The organism is Pseudomonas sp. LBUM1648, from assembly GCF_059716145.1.
Map to the genome: position 1 here is coordinate 5,242,774 of NZ_CP166808.1, position 23,239 is coordinate 5,266,012.

At 57.1% G+C, this 23,239-nt stretch carries 16 protein-coding genes; 5 read left to right on the forward strand and 11 right to left on the reverse strand.

All coding sequences use genetic code 11. From position 1 onward, the window contains the following. Positions 1-51: 51 nt before the first annotated feature. From ACA043_RS23730 to ACA043_RS23760, 7 genes are all read right to left on the reverse strand, one after another. The gene (locus ACA043_RS23730; RefSeq protein WP_497658027.1) at positions 52-1,467 is read right to left on the reverse strand and encodes a glycosyltransferase family 39 protein; all 1,416 of its coding nucleotides are present in this window, start codon (positions 1,465-1,467) and stop codon (positions 52-54) included. A 43-nt stretch (positions 1,468-1,510) separates the two neighbouring features. Beyond that, complete coding sequence (locus ACA043_RS23735) at positions 1,511-2,452, reverse strand: lysylphosphatidylglycerol synthase transmembrane domain-containing protein (RefSeq protein ID WP_401266427.1); 942 nt, start codon at positions 2,450-2,452, stop codon at positions 1,511-1,513. After that, positions 2,449-3,189, reverse strand: coding sequence for an SDR family oxidoreductase (locus ACA043_RS23740; RefSeq protein WP_497615279.1), 741 nt, complete (start codon positions 3,187-3,189; stop codon positions 2,449-2,451). Before ACA043_RS23740 ends, ACA043_RS23735 begins: the two co-directional genes overlap by 4 nt. After that, on the reverse strand, positions 3,186-4,502 hold the full coding sequence (locus ACA043_RS23745) for an FAD-binding protein (protein ID WP_401266421.1): 1,317 nt from the start codon (positions 4,500-4,502) through the stop codon (positions 3,186-3,188). Before ACA043_RS23745 ends, ACA043_RS23740 begins: the two co-directional genes overlap by 4 nt. Then, positions 4,499-5,968 (reverse strand): UbiA family prenyltransferase, encoded by a 1,470-nt coding sequence (locus ACA043_RS23750; RefSeq protein WP_497658028.1) that lies wholly within the window; start codon positions 5,966-5,968, stop codon positions 4,499-4,501. The genes ACA043_RS23745 and ACA043_RS23750 overlap by 4 nt, the downstream gene beginning before the upstream one ends. Then, on the reverse strand, positions 5,965-6,327 hold the full coding sequence (locus ACA043_RS23755) for a GtrA family protein (protein ID WP_187680211.1): 363 nt from the start codon (positions 6,325-6,327) through the stop codon (positions 5,965-5,967). Before ACA043_RS23755 ends, ACA043_RS23750 begins: the two co-directional genes overlap by 4 nt. Positions 6,328-6,524: 197 nt before the next feature. Continuing rightward, positions 6,525-7,946 (reverse strand): amino acid permease, encoded by a 1,422-nt coding sequence (locus ACA043_RS23760; protein WP_401266415.1) that lies wholly within the window; start codon positions 7,944-7,946, stop codon positions 6,525-6,527. 645 nt (positions 7,947-8,591) lie between these two features. Between ACA043_RS23760 and ACA043_RS23765 the strand changes: the two genes are divergently transcribed. From ACA043_RS23765 to ACA043_RS23785, 5 genes are all read left to right on the forward strand, one after another. Then, the gene (locus ACA043_RS23765; RefSeq protein WP_497659674.1) at positions 8,592-9,050 is read left to right on the forward strand and encodes an REP-associated tyrosine transposase; all 459 of its coding nucleotides are present in this window, start codon (positions 8,592-8,594) and stop codon (positions 9,048-9,050) included. Between the two features lie 292 nt (positions 9,051-9,342). Then, a complete protein-coding gene (locus ACA043_RS23770) occupies positions 9,343-9,801 on the forward strand; it encodes an REP-associated tyrosine transposase (RefSeq protein ID WP_489878947.1) in 459 nt (152 codons plus the stop codon). Positions 9,802-10,093: 292 nt separating this feature from the next. Then, positions 10,094-10,552, forward strand: a complete 459-nt coding sequence (locus tag ACA043_RS23775) for an REP-associated tyrosine transposase (protein WP_497659675.1) — start codon at positions 10,094-10,096, stop codon at positions 10,550-10,552. A 324-nt stretch (positions 10,553-10,876) separates the two neighbouring features. Continuing rightward, positions 10,877-14,014, forward strand: coding sequence for a transglycosylase domain-containing protein (locus ACA043_RS23780; RefSeq protein WP_497658029.1), 3,138 nt, complete (start codon positions 10,877-10,879; stop codon positions 14,012-14,014). A 202-nt stretch (positions 14,015-14,216) separates the two neighbouring features. Continuing rightward, a complete protein-coding gene (locus ACA043_RS23785) occupies positions 14,217-19,364 on the forward strand; it encodes an NEL-type E3 ubiquitin ligase domain-containing protein (RefSeq protein WP_497658030.1) in 5,148 nt (1,715 codons plus the stop codon). A 48-nt stretch (positions 19,365-19,412) separates the two neighbouring features. On the opposite strand, the gene ACA043_RS23790 is transcribed toward ACA043_RS23785, so the two are convergent. From ACA043_RS23790 to ACA043_RS23805, 4 genes are read right to left on the reverse strand one after another with little or no spacing between them, the layout of a single operon-like run. Beyond that, a complete protein-coding gene (locus tag ACA043_RS23790; protein ID WP_497658031.1) occupies positions 19,413-20,657 on the reverse strand; it encodes a hypothetical protein in 1,245 nt (414 codons plus the stop codon). A 52-nt stretch (positions 20,658-20,709) separates the two neighbouring features. Continuing rightward, positions 20,710-21,210, reverse strand: coding sequence for a CS1 type fimbrial major subunit (locus ACA043_RS23795; protein WP_401266407.1), 501 nt, complete (start codon positions 21,208-21,210; stop codon positions 20,710-20,712). Between the two features lie 27 nt (positions 21,211-21,237). Continuing rightward, positions 21,238-21,987, reverse strand: a complete 750-nt coding sequence (locus ACA043_RS23800) for a molecular chaperone (protein ID WP_497658032.1) — start codon at positions 21,985-21,987, stop codon at positions 21,238-21,240. Positions 21,988-22,030: 43 nt separating this feature from the next. Continuing rightward, positions 22,031-23,239, reverse strand: coding sequence for a hypothetical protein (locus ACA043_RS23805; protein WP_497658033.1), 1,209 nt, complete (start codon positions 23,237-23,239; stop codon positions 22,031-22,033).

Consider the following 23,239-nt stretch of genomic DNA (forward strand, 5'->3'; position numbering starts at 1 on the left):
GCCAGCTCCCTGCTTTCAAACTTTGAGAAACAAGTAAACAGGCGCATTGACTTATTTGTAAGTCAATGCGCCTGGCTCACACCCCTGCGTCCCGTTTGATTTGAGCAATGCAATCGAAGTTTTCTGATATTCCACCTTTTCTACGACCATCACATCCAACTGATCGGAATAATCGCGAAGCCGATCGATATCCAGTATGTAAAAACAGTGTGGCGTACTATGTTCTTTTATTTCAGCCAACAATTTTTCATAGGGAGCAGCACGAACAGGCGAACCCAGAATCTTTAAATAATCAGAATAAACCGAATCACCATATACAGGGATATTTCTAGCATCCTCGATTATCTTCTTCACTGGCGACCGGAGATCATGCTCAATTCGCAGCTTACTATACTCAGGACTCGCCAGATAAGAAGACACTGACATCACACAAACAAACCCCAGCAACAGCCACCGAACAAAATTCTCACGCACGAGATTAAAGCCAAAGGACACAAGCACTATAATGACCGGCATAAAGACAATCATATTTCTGGGTGACAATATTGGCGTATAAAACAATGACCGAAGCCACGCCATTGTAAAACCTAAAAACCACCAGAGCATCAACACCTTTAACGAATCACTCTTGTCTGCCTGCACAAAAAGTTTGGCTAGTGCAAACACCATAAACATCCCACAGAGCAATACCACTGACAGATCCCCGAACAGCAGAACAAAAATTTCTATTAGAAAATCTTCGTTCGGTTTTTGTATCCATGTGTCAGTCCTCCTGAGATTGATCAACACATAAGAAAACAAGGGAATTAACGAGAACAAAATGATTAACCCGGCAGCACCACCTGAAATAAGCAGACGTCTATCGACACCCGCCCGCATCGAAAAATAAAACAATAGAACAAACTGAGTCATTACCATAAAGAAGCCAAAATAATGAGTATTTACTAGCATCGATGCAAAAACCGCATAAACCACTACTGCCGAAGCATTCTTTTTTTCGATCAGCCTGAGAAAAAACAAAAATGACATCACTGCCAAAAAAACCAATAGGCTATAGGATCTTGTATCTCTAGCCGCCGCAATAAAAATAAAGTTAACCGCACTCAACAGCGCTGCAATTGTGCCAACGCGCTCATTGAAAAGTTTTTGTCCCAGGCAATATATTGCTGGAAGCAGTGCCACGCCAAAAACAACCGAAAGTACCCGCCCCACACGTTCTCCGTAATCGAAAACATGAAAAACAAGCCAAAGCAGAATCTGGTAGAAGGGAGGATGAACATCTTCGACCGTCACATGAAAAACTTCACTCAGGCTGTGATTCGGATCACTTACGTTGACGCTGAACACTTCGTCAAACCACAAGCTTTTCCCAAACAAATCATAGCTACGCAACACGGTGCCAAGCGCAACAATGAGCAACAACAGGGTGTATTTGTTAAATAGCTGTTTACTTCGTTTTGAAAACATGGCCGCTCCGACTATCCATAGTTAATGTCCGCGTGTGGAACCGTCATTGCTTGCTATAGGCAAGCATCACAGCCCCCAACCCCACCGCCAGCCACAACGTCACCAACCGCAACAAAACCGTCGCCGCAATCGCATCCGGTAATGCCACGCCGCCCGATACCAGCAACGCCACCATCACCGCTTCGGCACTGCCCAACCCGCCAGGCATGAAACTCAAGGCACCGGCCAACATGGCAACGGCATAAATGAACATCGCGGACGTCAGAGGCACATCCGCACCCATGGCATTGAGAATCCAGTAAAACGCCAGCGCTTCCAGCCCCCAGGCCAGAACACTCAAAAGCGTCGCGCCAATCTGGCGGCGTGGGGTGTGGCAACTATGGGACTGATGCAACACTTGAACGACATGACGCAACAAACGGGGAAACCAACCGTTCCTTTGATCGACCCGTCGATCAAGAGCACCGACAAGTGCTGGTCGGGATACCAGCAATACGCCGCACACCAACAGCACCAGACAGGCAAAGATCATCGAAAACCATTCGGGATGCGCGCTCAATCCGAACAGGGCCAATGCCACCATTGCCATCAAGTCCGACAGGCGTTCACTGAACAGTGCGGCAAAACTGTGTGGATACGGCACATCCCAACGCTTGAGCAAAACTCCGCGCAACGCCTCGCCTGCCTTGCCGGGGGTGGTGGTCAAGGCGAATCCTGCCAAGTAGATTTTCAGACTTGGCCACCAGGGCAGCGGATGGCGCAAGGCATTGAGGTAAACCTGCCAGCGCAAAAAACGCAGACCGTAGCCGAGTAGCACCAGCCCGACGATTTGCCCTCCCTCCCCCCAGCCCACCCGACTGAGGGCCGCGCTCACAGCCGGCCACCCGCCCCACAGGGAAACGGCCAGATATGCAAGGGCGGAACAGACCACCGAACCGATCAGAACCCGATAGCGCCACCCGGAGAGCATCAGCGCCTGGCTCATAGATTCAGCCTCTTGAAAATCGGCTGCGGTATGGCCCGAATCAACCCCATGATCCACGCCCAGAATCCGGGCACATAAAGTACCGCCGCCTTGCGCTCGATACCCGCGACGATGCGTTGCGCGACGCTATCCGGTTGCGCCACCAGCAACGCCGGTAGCGCCAGCCCACGGGTCATCGGTGTATCGACAAAACCGGGTTTGATGGTGATCACATGCACACCCGATTTGAACAAGCGCGCGCGCAAGCCTTCGCAAAATGCGGTAACTGCGGCTTTGGCTGCGCCGTACAGATAGTTGGAAGGACGTCCGCGATCCCCGGCCACCGAGGAAATCACCGCCAGAGTGCCGCGATGCTGAGCGGCCATGCGGTTAGCCAACAGCGTCAACAGGGCTATCACCGAACTGCCGTTGTTGGCGAACTCCCTTAAGGCTACCTCAACGCTTTGTTCGCACTCGCGTTGATTCGGCAAGGAGCCATAGGCAATCAGACAGATATCCACCGTCTGCAACGCTGCCATACAGCGCTCGAACATGACGGCGTGCCCGGCAGTATCGCTGACATCCATCTCATAGGGAGTTACCGCTCTAGCACCTCGGGCTTGCAGGTCAGCGCAGGTTTGCTGCAGCTTTTGCCCATCCCTGGCGACGAGAAAAAACTCGCTCCGTTCAGCCGCCCAAAGTCGTGCGCACGCACTGGCGATGGCCGATGTAGCGCCCACAATGAGTATTTTTTTCATCGGATGACTCGCTGCCAGAAACGGGAAATCAGGGCCGGGTCGCGCATTGCTTCCACTTGCTCCCAGGCGGGATAGGCCTGGCGAAAATCGCTGCCGCTCATATGTGCGTCCTTGGCCGGGTACAAACGGCCATGCGCTTCGCGGACGATGGCGTCGAGACGCGGCAGAAGTTTTTTTGTCAGGGCACTGTTCTGCGGGAAATCCAGTGCCAGTGAGATGCCCGGCATTGGAAAGGACAGCAGCCCGGGGGAAGCCATATCGCCACAACGTTTGAGCACCGCGAGAAAGGAGCCGGCACCGCTGCGGGCGATGGACTTGAGCAGTTCGGCCAATGCCGCCTGCGCCACCGCGCTCGGCAAAACACACTGAAACTGCTGGAAGCCTTTGCGTCCGTATATATGGTTCCAGTGCTCGATTCGATCCAATGGATAGAAAAACGGGCTGTAGGCGACCGTCCGAAATTGTCGGGTTGTCGGTTGCCGGTTCCAGTATTGACGGTTGAACAGTTTCAAAGTGAGCGGATTGATCAGCGACACCGGAGGCCGGATCGGCATGTGCAGCGAACGCGGCACTGCGGCCTGAAGCGCACCCGTTTCGCAATGATCCCCGGCGGTAAAGACACCGCGCCCTTGCGCACTGCCACTGGCCAGACAGTCGATCCATGCAACGCTGTATTCGTGCCGGGCATCCATTTCGGCCGACAGGGCAAAAAAGTCATCCAGCCCGTCAAAGCGCACCCGCGTGGTGTCGATCAGGCTGGTCTGGACCTTGCGCAAGCGAAGGTTCACCCAAGTGATGACGCCGGTCAGGCCCAGTCCACCGATTGTGGCGGCGTACCATTGGGGATTCTCCGTTGGCGAACAGACCATGGGCGATTGCTGGGACCGGTGCAGACCGAAACTCACCACCGAATGAGCAAACGTCCCGCACCGGTGATGGTTTTTGCCGTGCACATCATTGGCCACCGCTCCACCCAGCGTCACATGCCGCGTCCCGGGCGTAACCTGCAAAAACCAGCCGTGCGGGATGGCCAGTTGCAGAATCTCGCCCAGGGTCACCCCGGCCTCGGCGCAGATCTCACCGTTCTCCCAGTCAGCTTCGATGAAGCGACTCAAGGGACGTAACTGCAACACATGATCACTGACGGCCAGACAGCTGTCGCCATAGCTGCGGCCATTGCCGAACGGCAACGTGCTGCCGTGGGCCTCGATCAACTGCTGCCACTGCAGCTCCACGTCAGTTTGCCAGTGGCAGGGATGGCCGGTTTGCGGTGCATCGGGGTAGGCTCCCCAAGAGGTCAGTGCCGGCTTCATGCCGCCACCCAGAAAATCAGCGTAAACACCGCGCCCATCGCCAGACTCAAACGATCGCGCAATGCGAACACCACCGGGTCGTCATTCATTCGGCCGCGATGGGTGAGTAGCCAGATCCGGGTGATCCAGAGCAACAATACGGGGCATGCCAGCCAGATCCATCGAGGATGTGCATAGAGCGCAGTGGTCGCGCTGTCATGGATGTAAAGCGCCAGCACCATGACGGCGAGATAACCGGACGCTGCACCCAATGAAGAGAGCATCGCCAGATCGGCGGGAAAGTAATCGCGGCCACCGGTTTTCCCGGTGATCCCGCTGTGCAGCGCCACTAACAGTTCGGCATAACGCTTGACCAGCGCCAGACTCAAAAACATGAACATGGAGAAGGCCAGCATCCAGCCCGTCAATTCGAGCTCAAAAGCGGCGCCACCGGCAATGACGCGCAGGGTGTAAAGCAGGGCCAGGGCAATCACGTCGAGCGCCATCAGTCGCTTCAACACCAGTGAATAAACCAGCGTCAGTGCGTAGTAACAGGCGAGCACCGCGACGAATGCCCGAGGCAGGCAAAACCAGGCGCCAGTAAAGGACACCAGCAACAGCAAAGGAAAAACCATCAATCCGGACTTGATCGACAAAGATCCACTGGCGAACGGTCGATGGCGCTTGGTCGGATGCTTGCGATCATCGGCAAGGTCGAGCAGGTCATTCAGGACGTACACACCCGATGCACACAACCCGAAAAATACGAAAGCCAGCACGCCGTGCCACAGCGGCAGCGGGTTGGCCAGTTGATGGGCGGCGAGCAGAGGGACAAAAATGAGCGCGTTCTTCACCCATTGATGAATGCGCAAGGCTTTGTACCAACTTCTGAAGCTGGTCGTGTCAGAGCGAATCACCTGGACAACGTTGCCCAAGTGCCGAGTGGCATGCTCGACACCCGCTAACGGATTGACCACATAGGCTTGCCTGGCCGAGCGCCATATCGGCAGATCGTCTAACGAATTACCGACGTAGTCGAACCCTCCTTCACCGTACAGCGTGACCAGCACATCACGTTTGTGCATTCCCGACAGGTTGCGCTCAAGGGTGGTCCCCAACACCTCATCGAACACCTTCAGGTGTTCGGCAATGCGTACTGCCAATGAATAATGGCTGGCCGTGGCCAAGACTATTTTCCGGCCGCTTTTGCGTTGCGCCTCAATCATCCAGAGTACGTCGGGATCGTAGGGCAGCGTGGCGACATCGATTTCCGTCGATTGCGCCAATTGCTCTTTCAAATACGCCTTGCCATGACTGAGCCAGGCCAAAGGTTTCAGACATTGCGACGGCTTACTGCGGATAAAGGCCATTGCGCATTCGAACAGCAAATCGGACTTGAGGAGGGTTCCGTCCAGATCGACTACGAAGGGCAGTGAAGTCACGCAAGACTCGGACGTCAGGGGGTAATCCGTCAGTGATACGTTCATGTCTGACGCTCACGAAACAATACAAAACGGAAAAAGCAGTACCCGAACAAGATATTCAGCAACGAAAACGAAGCCACGGTCACTAGCCCGGGAAGATTACGGGCATCAGCAATCACGCCCACGCCGAAACTCACGGCCCCCATCAGGCCGATAAACATCAGGTAGACGAACACCGACGTTTCTCGCTCGAACGTATAAAGCGCATTCACGTAAAACGAGAATGCCGCGGCCACACAGAACGCCGCAAAATTGCTGGCCGCCTGATCAAGGCCAACCGCAGTGCGGAGCACGAAGAATATTTGCCAGTGGATAAGTGCATCGGCCACGCCGATCACGCTCGTTGCGGAAAATCCTTTCATGCCCGTTCCTTGCCGTTGCCACTTGCCGGGCTTTCAAGCTAGGCCAAGGGGATGGGCCGGTCTACTGTCAGAAATTACAGGTAGGCGGGTGATTCCGACCAACGGTCATGCCTGCTTTACCCGCCCCGCGACCGGGTATCACCCACAAAAAAGCCCCGATCTCTCGACCGGGGCTTTGCTGTTTCAGCCTCTGCAAACTACGAAACCGAACGCACCGCGCCTTGCGCCGCGTTGGTCGGTTGCAGCTTGAACACGTAGAACAACACGGTCAGCAGCACCAGGAACACAGGGCCCACGTACAGGGCAATGCGCGTGTCCGGGAAGTACGCCATCAGGCCGACCACCAGCACCAGGAACGCCAGGGCAAAGTACGAACTGACCGGGTACAGCCACATCTTGTATTTGAGGCCGGCACGTTCGCTGGCACTCAGGCCTTTGCGGAATTTCAGTTGCGCCAGCAGGATCATCACCCAGGTCCAGATCGCGCCGAAGGTGGCGATCGAGGTTACCCAGACGAAGACTTTTTCCGGCACCAGATAGTTGAGCAGCACACCCAGCAGCAGCGCAAAAATCGACAGCAGCAGCGCACGACGCGGCACACCGTTGTTCGACGTCTTGGCGAAACCGGCCGGGGCCTGACCATTTTGCGCCAGGCTGTAGAGCATGCGCCCGGTGCTGAAAATGCCGCCGTTGCAGGACGACAATGCAGCGGTGATCACCACGAAGTTGATGATGCCGGCGGCCGTCTTGATGCCCAGACGTTCGAAGGTCATCACAAACGGACTGCCCTGGGTGCCGATTTCATTCCACGGGTAGATCGACAGAATCACGAACAAGGCGCCGACGTAAAACAGCAGAATCCGCCAGAACACCGAGCCGATCGCGTTGGGGATGGTCTTCTGCGGGTTCTTCGCCTCACCGGCGGTCAGGCCGATCATTTCGACGCCGAGGTAGGCGAACATGACCATTTGCAGGGACATCAACACGCCCTGAATGCCGTTGGGCATGAACCCGCCGTGGGCCCACAGGTTGGAAATCCCCAGTGCCACGCCATCGTTGCCGAAACCGAAAGCGATAATGCCGACGCCACCAATCACCATGGCAATGATGGTGACGATCTTGATCAGGGCGAACCAGAATTCGAACTCACCGAAGGCTTTCACTGCGATCAGGTTGATCGAGCCCATGCTGACCAGCGCCGCGAGCGCCCAGATCCAGCGCGGTACGTCGGGGAACCAGACGCCCATGTACACGGCCACGGCGGTGATTTCCGCCACGCAGGTCACCAGCCACAGGAACCAATAGTTCCAGCCGGTGAGAAAGCCCGCCAATGGGCCGAGGTAGTCTTGTGCGTAGCGACTGAACGAACCGGCCACCGGGTTATGCACAGCCATCTCGCCGAGGGCGCGCATGATCACCAGGATCGCCAGCCCGCCAAGAATGTAGGAGAGCATGATCGCCGGGCCAGCCATTTCGATGGCCTTGGCCGAACCTAAAAACAGACCGACGCCGATACAGGCACCGAGTGCCATCAGGCGAATATGCCGTTCGCCGAGTTCGCGTTTGAGCGGACCGCCCTGAGCGGTTTCGCCGTGAGGCAGGTGATTGCCAACTGGCATAGGGATACAACCTCGTCTTGTTATTGGATATGACCACCGAGTATCGAAGCGTCGGCCGATAGGCCTTGGCTGGCAGGAAACCGCGCCTGCTTCGTGGGCAGACGCGTCTTGAAGGACAAACCTTCAAGATCAGCGGGGCGTGCAGTATAAAAAGCCTTCTGCAGGCGTTTTCACTCTATAAACCACAACATTCAGCGACAACTCTCGGTAAAAGTGGGGTTTTCGGAGAGGCATTAGCTGGTTTACGTAGGAATACTCGCCACAGAAAAAGGCTCCGAGTATTGCACAGCATTGGTGCATCGTCATGCCCTGGGGTTTGGTGGTATTGCTCTGGCAATGGCTCTACCCCGCGGATCTGTCCGGGGTCCCTATGTGGCGAGGGGATTTATCCCCGATGGCCTGCGCAGCAGGCCCAAATCCAGAGAATGCGGTGTGCCTGAATATATGAAACCTGAGGTTTTGGGGCTGCTTCGCAGCCCATCGGGGATAAATCCCCTCGCCACAATAGATCTCTTCAGCACAGCCAAAAACGCTTGCCCCCCATCCTGCACAGGAACAAGAAAATTCACTCAGAAGTTACAGATCCGACTTGGCTAACCGGGTTCTAGCCTTAGGTGATCAATGAACCAACACACGGAAGTGAATGTGTCTGCCTATCCAAACTCTCACCGTCTGCGTCTTGGCCGAAGTTCCGAAATTGGGCGCGCGTACTTCATCACTGCGGTGGTACACGAACGCCAGCCCATATTTTCTGATTGGCAAACGGGCCGTCTGCTAGTCGCCCAACTTCGTCAGGCTCACGACGAAGGTCAGGCGGAGTCAATTGCCTGGGTGGTAAAGCCTGACCACTTTCATTGGTTGATGCAGTTGAAAACCGACAATCTTGGAGAGGTCGTCGGTGGAATAAAGGCTCGCTGCACCCATGCTGTTAATAAAAAAATCGGACGTCGCGGTCCTTTATGGCAGACCGGGTTTCACGACCGCGCCATCCGCGATGATGAAGACTTGAAGCCATTCGCCCGCTATATCGTGGCCAATCCCCTAAGAGCTGGATTGGTAACGAAAATCGGCGACTACCCACTTTGGGATGCCTGCTGGCTCTGAACCTGATTCAGCTCGGTTTATCTGTGATGGAGAGGTATCAGTGGCGAGGGGATTTATCCCCGATGGCCTGCGCAGCAGGCCCAAACCCAGAGAATGCGGTGTGCCTGAATATTTGGGAGATGAGGTTTTGGGGCTGCTTCGCAGCCCATCGGGGATAAATCCCCTCGCCACGGGTACAGACCTTTACCAATCCTTCACACGATAAGGAAAATTCACTCAGCAGTTACAGATCCGGCTTGGATAAGCGAGCTCTAGCCTTAGGAGATCAATGAACCAACACACGGAAGTGAAAGTGCCTGCCTATCCAAACTCCTATCGTCTGCGTCTTGGCCGAAGTTCCGAAATTGGGCGCGCGTACTTCATCACTGCGGTGGTACACGAACGCCAGCCCATATTTTCTGATTGGCAAACGGGCCGTCTGCTAGTCGCTCAACTTCGTCAGGCTCACGACGAAGGTCAGGCGGAGTCAATTGCCTGGGTGGTAATGCCTGACCACTTTCATTGGTTGATGCAGTTGAAAACCGACAATCTTGGAGAGGTCGTCGGTGGAATAAAGGCTCGCTGCACCCATGCTGTTAATAAAAAAATCGGACGTCGCGGTCCTTTATGGCAGACCGGGTTTCACGACCGCGCCATCCGCGATGATGAAGACTTGAAGCCATTCGCCCGCTATATCGTGGCCAATCCCCTAAGAGCTGGACTGGTAACGAAAATCGGCGACTACCCGCTTTGGGATGCCTGCTGGCTCTGAACCTGATTCAGCTCGGTTTATCTGTGATGGAGAGGTATCAGTGGCGAGGGGATTTATCCCCGATGGCCTGCGCAGCAGGCCCAAACACAGAGATTGCGGTTTGTCTGAATAAATCGAGTGTCAGGTTGTGGGGCTGCTTCGCAGCCCATCGGGGATAAATCCCCTCGCCACGGGTACAGACCTTTACCAATCCTTCACACGATAAGGAAAATTCACTCAGCAGTTACAGATCCGGCTTGGATAAGCGAGCTCTAGCCTTAGGAGATCAATGAACCAACACACGGAAGTGAAAGTGCCTGCCTATCCAAACTCCTATCGTCTGCGTCTTGGCCGAAGTTCCGAAATTGGGCGCGCGTACTTCATCACTGCGGTGGTACACGAACGACAGCCCATATTTTCTGATTGGCAAACGGGCCGTCTGCTAGTCGCTCAACTTCGTCAGGCTCACGACGAAGGTCAGGCGGAGTCAATTGCCTGGGTGGTAATGCCTGACCATTTTCATTGGTTGATGCAATTGCAAACCGGCACGCTGGGCGGGGTGATTGGCGGGATAAAGGCACGCTGCTCTCACGCAGTTAACAAAAAAACCGGACGTCGCGGTCCTTTATGGCAGACCGGGTTTCACGACCGCGCCATCCGCGATGATGAAGACTTGAAGCCATTCGCCCGCTATATCGTGGCCAATCCCCTAAGAGCTGGACTGGTAACGAAAATCGGCGATTACCCGCTTTGGGATGCCTGCTGGCTCTGAACCTGATTCAGCTCGGTTTATCTGTGATGGAGAGGTATCAGTGGCGAGGGGATTTATCCCCGATGGCCTGCGCAGCAGGCCCAAACACAGAGATTGCGGTTTGTCTGAATAATCGAGTGTCGGATTTTGGGGCTGCTTCGCAGCCCATCGGGGATAAATCCCCTCGCCACAGATAAATTCCTCGCCACAGCCCATGACCCCAAAGTCAGATACTTATTTCAGATTTATTCAGCTTCCCAACCTTTCACAATTTTTTCACCACCGCCAACCACCGTCTAAGCTTCAGACAAGTCCGATCAATCTGCGTGAATGGATCAATCGACTATGGGCGCTTTGTGGCAAACCGATTCGAGTAAAGCCGTGGTTCCGACTGAACGTGTGGATGATCAAGCGCCTGTCCCTGAAAAAACCCGCCGCCGCCGGCACGGGTGGAAGGCTTTCTGGTTGTTGCTGCTGATTATCGCGGTGGTGGTGGGGCTTGCCGCGTCCAAAGAGATGCGCACCTCGCGCTTTCAATCCCGTGAGCTCAGCCAATATGCCGCCTCGCTGACCTACAAACTGGAGCCCGGGCCCAGTGAAGCCATTCGCTATCCGGGTAACGGGCCGTTCGATCTGCGTCTGGGTTACAGCGCCCTCGATGAGTTCCTGCCGCGCCTGCTCAAGCGCAATTATGTTGTCACCGAGCAGACACGCTTTTCGCCCGCGCTGCTCAGCTACACCGACAAAGGCCTGTTCGTACCGTATTCCGAGAAGATCCAGGCCGGGCTGTCGATCACCGATTGCCGGGCCGCGCCGCTGTACAAGTACAACTATCCGCAGCAACTGTATGCGAGCTTCGCGACGATTCCGCCGGTAGTGGTCAGCAGCCTGTTGTTCATCGAAAACCGCTTTCTGCTCGATCCCAAACAACCGCTCGCCAATCCGGCGGTGGACTGGCCACGGTTCGGCATGGCCGCGTGGTCGCAAGTGGCCAAGTTACTGAACCTGCCCGGGCAATCGGCCGGCGGCAGTACGTTGGCCACGCAATTGGAGAAGTACCGGCATTCGCCTGACGGCCTGACCGTCTCCGGCGCCGAGAAAATCCGCCAGATGATGTCCGCCAGCGTGCGCGCCTATCAGCCCGGCCCGCAAACCCTGGAAGCGCGGCAGAACATCGTGCGCGATTACCTCAACAGCGTGCCGCTGTCGGCAGTGCCGGGGCATGGCGAAGTGCATGGCATGGCCGAAGGCTTGCGGGTCTGGTACGGCAGCGATTTCAACAAGGCCAACGCCCAGTTGAACAGCCCGGCAACGGATGCGAAAACCATGGCCGACAAAGGCCTGGCCCTGCGCGAAATGCTCTCGCTGATGATTGCCCAGCGGCGCCCGTCGCATTACCTGACCAAGGGCCGTGAAGAACTCTCCGACCTCACCGACAGCCACTTGCGCCTGCTCAAGCAGAGCGGCGTGATCGACAGCGCCCTCGCCGATGCTGCGCTCGCCAGCAAGGTCAGCTACCGCGACTGGCAGACTCAGCCGACCCTACAGCCGATTGAAACCAACAAAGGCATCAGCGCTGCCCGCAGTCGTCTGGCGAGCATGCTCAATCGCCCGTTGTACGATCTCGACCGCCTCGACCTTTCGGCCACCAGTACCCTGCAGGGTGACCTGCAAACTCAGGCCACCGCCTACCTGAAGAAACTCGCCGATCCGGCTTATGCCGGCGAAATCGGCCTGATCGGCGAACGCCTGCTGACGCCGACCAGCACCACGCAGGTGCGCTACAGCTTCACCCTGTTCGAACTGACCCCGGACGGCTCGCGTGTGCGGGTGCAAACCGACAGCACTGACCAGCCGTTCGACATCAACGAAGGCAGCAAACTCGAATTGGGCTCAACGGCGAAAATGCGCGTGCTCACCACGTACCTGCAAATCATCGCCGAACTGCACGACAAGTACGGCGCGATGAGCGTGCCGGAACTGAAAAAAATCGAGGTGCCCGATCAGGATCGCCTCAGCCAGTGGGTCATCGACTATCTGATCCAGAATAAGGATCACGACCTGTCGAAGATGCTCGGCGCCGCACTCGATCGCAAATACTCGGCCAGCCCCGGCGAGGCGTTTTTCACCGGTGGTGGATTGCACACCTTCAACAACTTTCGCAAGGAAGACAACGGCCGCATACCGACACTGCGTGATGCCCTGCGTGAATCGATCAACCTGCCGTTCATTCGCCTGATGCGCGACGTGGTGCGCTACGTCACGTATTCCGGCCCCAACAGCAGTGCCGAGTTGCTCAAGGACGATCGCGACCCGCGACGCCAGGAATACCTGGCCAGTTTTGCCGACCGCGAAGGCACCTCGTTCCTGCTCAAGTTCTGGAAAAAATACAAAAACAAGAACACCCAGGCGCGCCTCGACACGTTCCTCGACAGCATGCGTCCGACACCGATCCGCATGGCTGCCGTGCACCGTTATCTGTTGCCGAACGCCAGTCAGGAAGACTTCAACAGCTTCGTGCGCTCGCACCTCAAAGGCGCCAAGGTCACCGAGAAGCTCACCGATGATCGCCTGATCAGGCTCTACGATTCCTACGGCCCGGGCAGTTACGATCTGCCGGATCAAGGCTTCATCGCCAAGGTGCACCCGCTCGATCTGTGGCTGATGGGGTATCTGCTGAACAACCCGGACGCAACGTTCACCCAGATCGTCAAAGCGAGCCATTTCGAACGCCAGGAAGTCTACAGCTGGCTGTTCAAGAGCAAACACAAGGGCGCCCGTGACAGTCGCATCCGCACCATGCTCGAGATCGAAGCGTTTCTTGAGATTCACCAGCGCTGGCAAAAAGTCGGTTACCCGTTTGATCATCTGGTGCCATCGCTGGCCACCGCCATCGGCAGCTCCGGCGACCGTCCCGCCGCACTGGCCGAGTTGATCGGCACCATCCTCAACGATGGCGTGCGCATGCCGACGCTGCGTATCGACAGCCTGCATTTTGCCGCCGACACACCGTATGAAACCCGGCTGGTCAATGACCCCAACGTCGGCAAACGAGTGATGCCGTCCGAAGTCGCCAACGCCATGCGCGAAGCCCTTTCGCAGGTGGTGGACGCCGGTACTGCAAAACGTGTTTCCGGCAGTTTCAAACTGGCTGATGGCAGCCCGCTGGCCATGGGTGGCAAAACGGGTACCGGCGACAACCGGATCGAGGCCATCGGCTCGGGAGGACGCATCCTCAGTTCGAAGTCGATCAACCGCACGGCGACCTTCGTGTTCTTCATCGGCGACCACCATTTCGGCACCCTCACCGCGTTCGTTCCTGGGCGCTCGGCGGAGAACTTCAAATTCACCTCGGCCCTGCCCGTGCAGGTGCTCAAGGGCATGGCGCCGATTCTCACGCCGTATTTGCAACCGGGCAGCGACTCGCAATGTCATCCGATGCAGACACCCGGCGTGGCAGTGGCCGGCATAATAGAGCCTTGAGCGAAGTAACAATTCGTGTCAGGCATTTCTGATACAGGGTGAGGATTTTTCTCGTTGGCGGGTGGTACTTATGTATTTTTCAAATTCGAATTTTCGTCGGGTTAGCCACCCGTTGCGCCCTTTGCTCGCTGATCTTTGAACTTTTGTTTTACCCCCTCGCAGGTAGGCTGATCACTCCTCCAACAATCAAGGATGATTGGCCATGTCTGACTCCCCCGTGCCTGCTCAAACACCGGACAAAGGGCAGCATTACGAACTCATTGCCAACGCAGTCGATGACCGCTTCAAGGCCGCCACGGTCGGCCGAGGTCTGGCACTCGCAGCGACACCGCTGAACGTCGAACCGTGGTACATCAGCGCGCCAACCGCCTACCTCGAAAAGCTCAGAGCCGCCAATCTCAAAGCATGGGGCTCACAGAACCAGGTTGATCACCTGCTGCAAAAAATCGACCTGAAAACCTTCGCCACTCCCCTGCTCCAGGCTGAGCTGAAAAAACGCTTCGGCATCGAAACCACCCGCAACACCGAAAGCGATACCGACATCGAAAGGATCTGGCTGCGCCTGTACATGCCCAAGGACAACCCCTGGTATGTGCTGAACCTTTCCGACGGAGTCACCGCTCGTAACGTGTCCCTACTGGATGCCGCACTGCACAATTTCGCCAGCCATGAAAAGGTCGCCGCCGGTTCCGACTTCATCAGCAAACCGGATCGGATCGGCAATTTCGACATCCTGCCCATCAAACAGAAAATGAGCATCAGCCAGTTCCAGACACTGTGCCGGGAACTGGACATCGGTGCGCAATACAAAAAACATCTCGAAAGCTATCTATTGCCCGGCGAGCCTGTCGCCGAAGCCGTGCTGAAAAACAAAGTGATCGAAAGTCAGAAAGATGCACTGGCCGTTGCGGCGCAACTGGCATTGCTCACCCAGGACATCGAGTACGATGCCTACAAGATGCTGCTCGAACTGGCCGCCAACCAGACCCGGCTGATGCTCAACGGCAGACGGCTGCAATGCTGTGACCTGTCGATGCTGGGTACGCGGTTGACCGGGGTCCTTTTGTTGATGCACGCCGTGCGCGACCGTCGAGGGATCAATCGCCTGATTGTCTATGTCCCGCACGATCCCGATCACCCGCTCAAGGAATACCCGTCGCCACAGGCGTTCAGCGCCGAACTGTCGCGTCAGTTGCGCGAAGACAAAGTCACCGCGTCAACGAAACAGAGCTACCGGCAATTCTTCAGCCAGTTTGTCGATCAGCAACAGCGCGGACACTTCTTCGCCGAGCTTGAGCAACGCTTGTTTATCACTCGATACCACAAGCCTGACGACCACAACGATAAACGGCCACCGTGGCGCAAAGACCCCATACCCGCCCCGCGACTGCAACTTGCACACCTGCCGCTGGCACCGGACTACTGGACCCACGCCTACCAACAGAAACTCAACAAGATCCTCAACGATGCCCGCGAACTCGCCGTGTCCACCGCCGACACAGACAGCAAGGCGCGCTGGGCCTGGTGGGACAACTTCAAGAAAATCGTGTCGGATATTTTCAACGCCGCTTTGTTGATCGCCACGCCGTTCGTGCCGGGGCTTGGCGAACTGATGATGGCGTACACGGTTTATCAAATCACCACTGATGTCATCGAAGGCCTGGTCGATCTCGCCGAAGGTCTCTGGCAAGAAATGGGCGAACATGTGATCAGTGTGGTGACAAGCTTTATTCAACTGGCTGCGTTCGGCGCAGGCGCTGAAATCGGCAGCGCGTTCAAGCTCAAACTGTCGTCACTGGTGGAAGGCATGAAACCGGTAACGCTGCCCAATGGCAAACCTTCGCTGTGGCATCCGGATCTTGCGCCTTACGAGCAAAAAACACTGACGCTGCCGGCCGCCTCGAAACCCGACAGGCACGGTCTGCATCAGGTCGGCCGCGACACCCTTTTGCCCTTGGAAGGCAAACTCTACAGCGTCGAAAAAGCCTCGACACAACCCACCTCCAGAACTCACCGGATCAAACACCCTTCGCGCCCCAACGCCTACCGGCCGAAGATCGAGCACAACGACCATGGTGCCTGGCGGCATGAAGCCGAAAGCCCGCAGGACTGGTCGGATCAGGCCCTGATGCAGCGTTTGGGACACGACGTCGAACGTTTCTCGCCCGCCGAGCTTGAACAGATCCGCATCAGCAGCGGCACCGACACCGACGCATTACGACAGATGCATGATGACAACAGCCCACCGCCACCGCTGCTGACCGACTCCATCAAACGTTTCACCGCCTATGACGATGTTCAGCGATCAGCCACCCTTATTCGCGACGGCCAGCCGCTCGCCTCGGACGCCGTCTGGTTTGAACCGATCACCACCGGCTTGCCGGGATGGCCCCGTGAACGGGCGTTGAGGGTGTACGAACAGGCCGACTTGAGTGGCTATTCGCGCAAGTACGGCAACCCCGGCGCCACAGATGCCAACACCCTGAACATCAGTCACACAGACCTTATCTACGGCAAGTTACCCGAACGCCTCGCCGGTTTTCTCGATGACGCCGAGTGCAAGGCCCTGCTCGGTCGTGACGTCGCGCCAGCAGAACGTCCTCAGGCACTGCGTGAGCGTTTGGCCGATGCAGTGCAGGCCCGTCAGGGAGAAGTGGCCAAGCGTCTGTACCAGGCGGGTGAACGATCAAACAAGGCCGATATCCGCGTGGTGCAACAGACATTTCCTGAAATGCCACTGACACTGGCAGAAAAACTCCTGACCGGGGCCAAACCCGCCGAAATGCAGCGTATCGTCGATGAAAACCGCCTGCCCCTGCGGATCAAGGCGCAAGCCCGTGAGTTGAATTTCGAAGCCTCTGCCGCACGTGCCTATGAGGGTTTCTATCGCGACGAGAGCGTCCTGCCAGACACCGAACGACTGGTGCTGAACACCCTCAAGATTCACACCGATACCTTTGCCGATCTGCGCATTGAAGTCCTCGATGGCGTCCATGACGGCCCCTTGCGTTGCAGCGCCGGGGCGGATGACGCCACGCAGGTGCGGCGGCTGATTCGCAATGAACACGGCCAGTACGAGGGAGTGGACGGCAACAACCGACCCTTGCATGACGCCAGCGATTTTTACCAGGCGATGCTTAATGCCCTGCCCGACGGCAAACGTGTGGAACTGGGTAGCAAAGGCACCGATGGTCGCCGACTCAAGGCGTGGATCATGGAAACCACCGCCGCACCCGGCGAACGCAGAACCTTGCTGGCCGAGCCACCCATTCGCACCGTGCCCACGATTGAAACCGAGACACTGGTGCGAGGTTGGCCGTGGTTCTTTGGCGAAAAAACACCGGAAAAAAGGATCAAACAGCTGTATCCAAAAATGAACGACCGAGAGGTGACAACGTTCATCCAGGCGCTCCAGAACAAGGGGGACATTGCCCCTGCTATCGAGCAACTGGAGAACGAACGCAGCGCCTTGCGCCAAACCCTGAGCAGTTGGCGAGAAAGTTATTCGGGCGAACTGGACGACTTTGGCGACCGGATCCCGGGAGTATCGAGGGATTTCCTGCAAAACGGCGGGAGACACATCGAAGAGCAACTGCTTGAATGTTTCGAACGCAAAAGCGACATCTTCGGTGAGCGCAGCAACCACCCGGAACAAGGCTATACGCTGGACTTGTCCACCGACCTTTCACAACCCGATCTTGATCGTTGGTGGAACGATCTGCGCCAGCAACCCGGGATGAAAAAATACCTGAACCAGGTCACCGCGCTGAAACTCGACAACACACGCTTTTCTGTCGCAGACAAAGGTCTGCTGGATGACTTCGCCCATTTGCGCCAACTGAGCGCCCGTCAATGCGATTTGACCGAGATATCTCCGGCGCTGGGTCGCATGCGTCAGCTCGAAACGCTGGATCTGGCAGACAACAACATCACCGTCATGGCCAACAGCAACAAGCAATTGAGTCGACTCTCCCGCCTGCAAACCCTGATCCTGAGCGGCAACCCACTGCGTCGCCCGCCCGCCGTCGGGCGTCTGTACCGACTGAACCGGCTGGACCTGGCCAACAGCACAATCGAGACTTGGCCGGAGGGCCTGTTCAAGGTGGGTAATGCAGACAGACATCGCTCACGGGGATTCGCCCTGGACATGCGCCAATGCCCGATCAGCAGCCTGCCCGAGGTCACGCCGGGATCCGATCAGGCCTTCATTCTCAGTCGCGCGCGTTTCGACACGGCCCGACTGTCCAACGGCGACCGGATACGTTACGGCGACTATCGCCAGTCGGTAGGTTTCAGCCGCCAGCAAGTCTACTCCCCGGCCGTTGCGGACGAGATAAATCACTGGCGATTGCTACCCCAGGAGCAAGGAACGTTCAGTCCTTCGACGTCTTTCACAAAGTACCGCGAGGAGTCCTGGCAGGATGTGCTGGCAGAGCCCGGCTCCGAAGGTTTGTTCAAGGTCATACGCAAGCAGAGAGACGCCCGGGACTACCAGTCCGACAAGTCGCGTAGACAGTTGACGCAGCGAGTCTGGGAAATGATCGATGCCGCTGCGCTGGACAGCGAACTGCGCGAAGAACTGTTCAAGCACGCCCGGGAGCCGGACAACTGCCGAGAAGGCGGGGCGCAGCTGTTCAACTCCATGGGCATGAAGGTATTGGTATCGAAAGCCTATGCGCAGCCGACATCCGCCAAGGTGCTGGACATCGACCTTACGCGGCTCGCACGCAGTGCCGCGCGTCTGGACCGGATAGCGGATGTGGCCGTGGAAGAGGTCAAACGCCAAGAGCAACAGCACCTGATCAACCCTGGGCGAAATGCCGCGCCCGATGAAATCGAAGTGCACATGGCCTACGAGACGGGGCTTGGCAAGCGCCTGGAGTTACCGTGGCAGTCCGAGGGCATGCTCTATCAGCCGCGCTCAGGCGTGACGCAAGTCAAGATCGACGCGGCCTACGATTCAATCATTGCCCGCGAGCAAGGAGACGGGCTGGTGGACGGGATGATCGACTCGTATTCCGATCCGTTCTGGGAACGTCATTTACGTCGAACCCATCCGACGCAATACGAAATCAATGATCGTCTGTTCGAGGAAAAACCGGGGCTGCTCGATGAGTTGCGCAAGGCCCAGGCGGAATGGGCGAACCCGACCCCGCAAACGCAAATGAACCGGCTTCAACGAAAAATGGAAGGCCTGGCCAATCAACTGAATATTCCCCACCGGGAGGTCTTCAGCGGCGACCCCATGAGCGATGCCCGCTATGACCGCTGGATGAAGGACATCGGTTATGCGCGCAACCAGTTGAGCAGAACATTGACCCATCAAGCGTTGGCCCGCGCCGGACTTTGATCGGTGCCGTCAGCCAGCCCCGTTACAGGCTGGCTGACGCCGCCAGACTCAACCCAACTCCGAATCCCAGATCACCGTGACATTGCCCGAATAGTTACGAGCCACACCTTCGTTGAGCATTTCATCCACCGCTTCACGGGCCACCTCGAAATGCAACGTGCCGACCTTGCGATCCAGATAAAAACCCGGCTGGAACAACTCGGTGCCACTGCCATCGCGCAGCAGTCGCCGGCGATTGACTGGCTGCCCTGCGCCATCCGTCAGGCCGCTGGGCAGGCTGACGCTGACTTCCAGCGGCACGGCGTGGCCGGCGGTCGACTCCCATAACGCACAGTTGTTGCCCATGACGTACTGGCATTCCATGTTCATTTTAAAGCGGCTCGACGCCGAGATATTGAAGGTCTGGTCGCGCAGCAGCCGTGTCGGCTTGCGCCCCTGATCCAGCCAGGACTGCCAGCCCCCCACCGGCTCCAGCACCACGCGATTGCCGCCGGGAGGAATGTCGACCTTCATGGTGTGGGTGACCTTCAGATTGAAGTTGAGGGTCAAAATCGAGTCGTCCGGGGTCAACACATCGCCCATGTCGAAGTCCATATTCGGGCCGACGGTGTAGGTGATGGAGCCGGTGTAATCGCCCGACTCCATCTTCAGTGGATCAGGTGTGCGCAGTTCGTAGGCGTAAACGAAATACTGGTAATGCATGCCAATCGGAATATCGAACAAGGCCTTTTTCGAGCAGACACCCGCGCCTTCCGGCACTCTCCAGAAACTGTTGTAGCCATGGTGGCCCGCCGTAGCTATACCAACCCCCAGGCACGGTGCCGGAGCGTAGCTCCAGGCCCCCCCTTCCCATAAATCATCCCACCAACCGCCTCCGGTTATTTCACCGACGGATATCGGGAATCCGGTTTCATGACCAATACCGGCAATCCTTAGCTCGACAACGTGCGTATCACCTGAAGCATGGGTGACGGTGACCGTGCGCCAGTCCGAAGGCACCTTGGCCATCCCCCCCTGACGCGGATCAGCGTGGTTGGCCTGAATCGGCGCCTTGGCCTCGAACGGTATGCGCGCAATCAGGCTAAACAGACCCAGGGACTCGCAAGTTGCAGGCACCTGTCGACAAAAACCCTCGGACGGCGTCTGGTTCTTGAACTGATTTCTCTGCGGGTTGGCAAAATCCGGTTCGAAGGTCGCGTCGATGTTATGCACTTCTGCCGATGCCGCACTGGCAACCAGTGTCAGCAGCAAACCGATCCATGACCGGCAGGCCGGGGCGATTGAAAAGCTCACGGGCGTTCTCCAAAACAGTGTCGATAAAGCCAAGGAAATTTCACGGTCCGACTCACTCGCCCGGCGCCCTGGCGTTGAATAGCAGCAGCACGTTGCCGCTATAGTCCCCGGGGCGGTAACCACCGTCCGGCTTGATCGGATCGATCTGCAACAGAACCCGTTTTCCCGTAGCGGCTTCTTCCTGCGACACCACTTGGCGCGGTGTCGTCTCGGCGCTCAACTGCACCCCGTTGAAGCTCACCTGCAAATAAATTTCCTCACCGGCGCGACCGTTGGACAGGTACGGCTCGGCCTCCAGGCGCGCTTCAATCGCGCTGGTGTCGTGCCGCACATCAAAGTTCTTGCGCACACTGCTCAGACTCGATGTCGAGTGATTCCAGTCGAGCCGCTGGGGCCGGTGAATCCAGTCCGGCTCGGAGGGGATGATGTAGAACGGTCGGCTGGGGATGGTCAGGGACACTTCAAAGGTGTGTTCTTCCCGGGCCGCCCACGCCACGTTGGCTGTCAGAGCCGCCGTGACCATCAGCGCGACAACGGTGCATTGCTTGATCATGTCGGTTACCCGTTGCGTCATTGGAAATCAGGCCTTGCCGCCTGCGACCTTGAGGACTTTCTTATCGCCACCCTCGATCAGGAGAAAGCGGTACTCGCGCCCCTTCTCCTTGTCGAAAGCGAAGGTCTTGCCCGCCAGCAAGTGGTGCTTGGTGGTCGCGCCGCAGTCGGTTTCCTTGTTCACCGCGCAGCTTTTGAACTCGTCGACAATCACCACCGTGTTGCCATCGTTGCGCAGCTCATAACGGCTGTCGGTCTCGGTAATTGCGGTGGCAAAACGTGCATCCTTGGGCCGCACGAAAAACACAATGCCGAACCCGGTCATCACGTTGACCCCGGCTTTCAGCGACTTTTTGTAGTCTTCGCGTTCTTCACCGGTGACGGCGAACTCATCTTCCTTTTCCGGCACCACCGGCACGAAACGTACGCGGAAGTAGCGCTCGCGATCACGCTCGCCCATGTACAGCAAACGCGTGCCCTGCATGCCCTGGGCCGGCACGATCAGCCGCGCGGGGCTGGCCATCAACCCGTTGCGCGAGGCGCCGTCAGCGGCGTTCTGAACCGGGATTTCCTGCGGTGTGCCATCAGCACCGTAGACAATCTCCAGCACGTTGACCTTGACGAACGCTGTCGCGTAGCCGCTGTTGAAGATCCGTTTCAGGTAGGTACTTTTATCGGCATCCAGATAGTCGTATACCGTGCCGACGTTGATCTGCGGACCGGCTTGTGCCGTCAGGTAAAACACGCTGAGCACACCCAGCAAAAAAACACGTTTCATCGGTTTCAACTCCATGAAAAACGAAATGGCCTGACCGGAGTGCTCACACTTCCGAGTCCCAGATAATGGTGATGTTGCCGCTGAGCGTGTCGCTCAGGCCGGGCCTGAAAAGAAAATCGATAGCGTCCCTGGGCATTTCAAAACGCAGTGAGCCGGCCTTGCGGTCGAGATAGACAGTGGGCTGGAAAGGCCCGACCCAAGTGTTGTAAAGCAGCTTGAGCAACTTCACCTCACCGCCACTCGGCCCACCGATTCCGGCGGGCAATGTCAGGAAGGTTTCCACTTCGGTGACGTTGCCTCGCGGGCTGCCTAACTTGCAGCGTGTGCCGCCAGTCGAATCGCACAGCATCATGACTTTGAAGCGCGACGAGGCGGAGATGTAGAACAGCTGGTCGCGGTAGATGCTTGTCGGCTTGCGGCCACTGTCGATCCAGCGCATCCAGCCGCCCTCGGGTTCGAGCATGACTTTGTTGCCGCCCGGTGGCAGATCGACCTTCAGGGTGTGCTGCACGTCGAGGACGAAATCCAGATTGAGAACGTTGTCGTCCGGCTGGATCAAAGACCCCAGATCGAAATCGCCGGCCGGACCGATGCTGTAGACCATCGAGCCGCTGTACAGACCCGACGACATGTTCAAGGGATTGGGTGTGCGCAGCTCATAGGCAAAGTCGAGGTACTCCATAGACATGTGAGGGATGGCGTAAGCGGCGGTTTTGGTGCACGCCCCTTCCTGAGGTGTTTTCCAGAAAAACTGGTAAGTCTTGGGTGTGAGGTAGCCCATACCGCTGTACTGACAGGGAGGCGGCGCATTGACCCAGCTGCTTTCCACCCAGAGCTTGCGATGCGCATCGATGTTATCCACTTCGCCGGTGATCGCGGTGGCAGCATCACTCAGGACATAATTGGAACCAATCCCGGTAATACGCACTTCGACGGTTTCCGTTTCCCCGGTTTCACTGTTCGTGACGGTGAGTTGTCGCCAACTGGCAGGCACCCTGATCTGGATATAGTCCGCCGGCACCAGTGGACGCTGCGCGTTAAAACGAATCGGCAGTTGCAGACTGAACATATTGTTGTCGGCGCACTCGCTTACATGACTTGCGCAGTAACCACTGACCGGTGTCTTGTTGATAAACACGTTTTTGCTCGGTTGCGACGGATCAGGCTGAAACAACGCCCGGATTTCCTGGCTCGCGCCTTCTGCCGATGGCAAAGCCAACGCCAGCAGCAAGCCACACAGGGACTTGTGCAT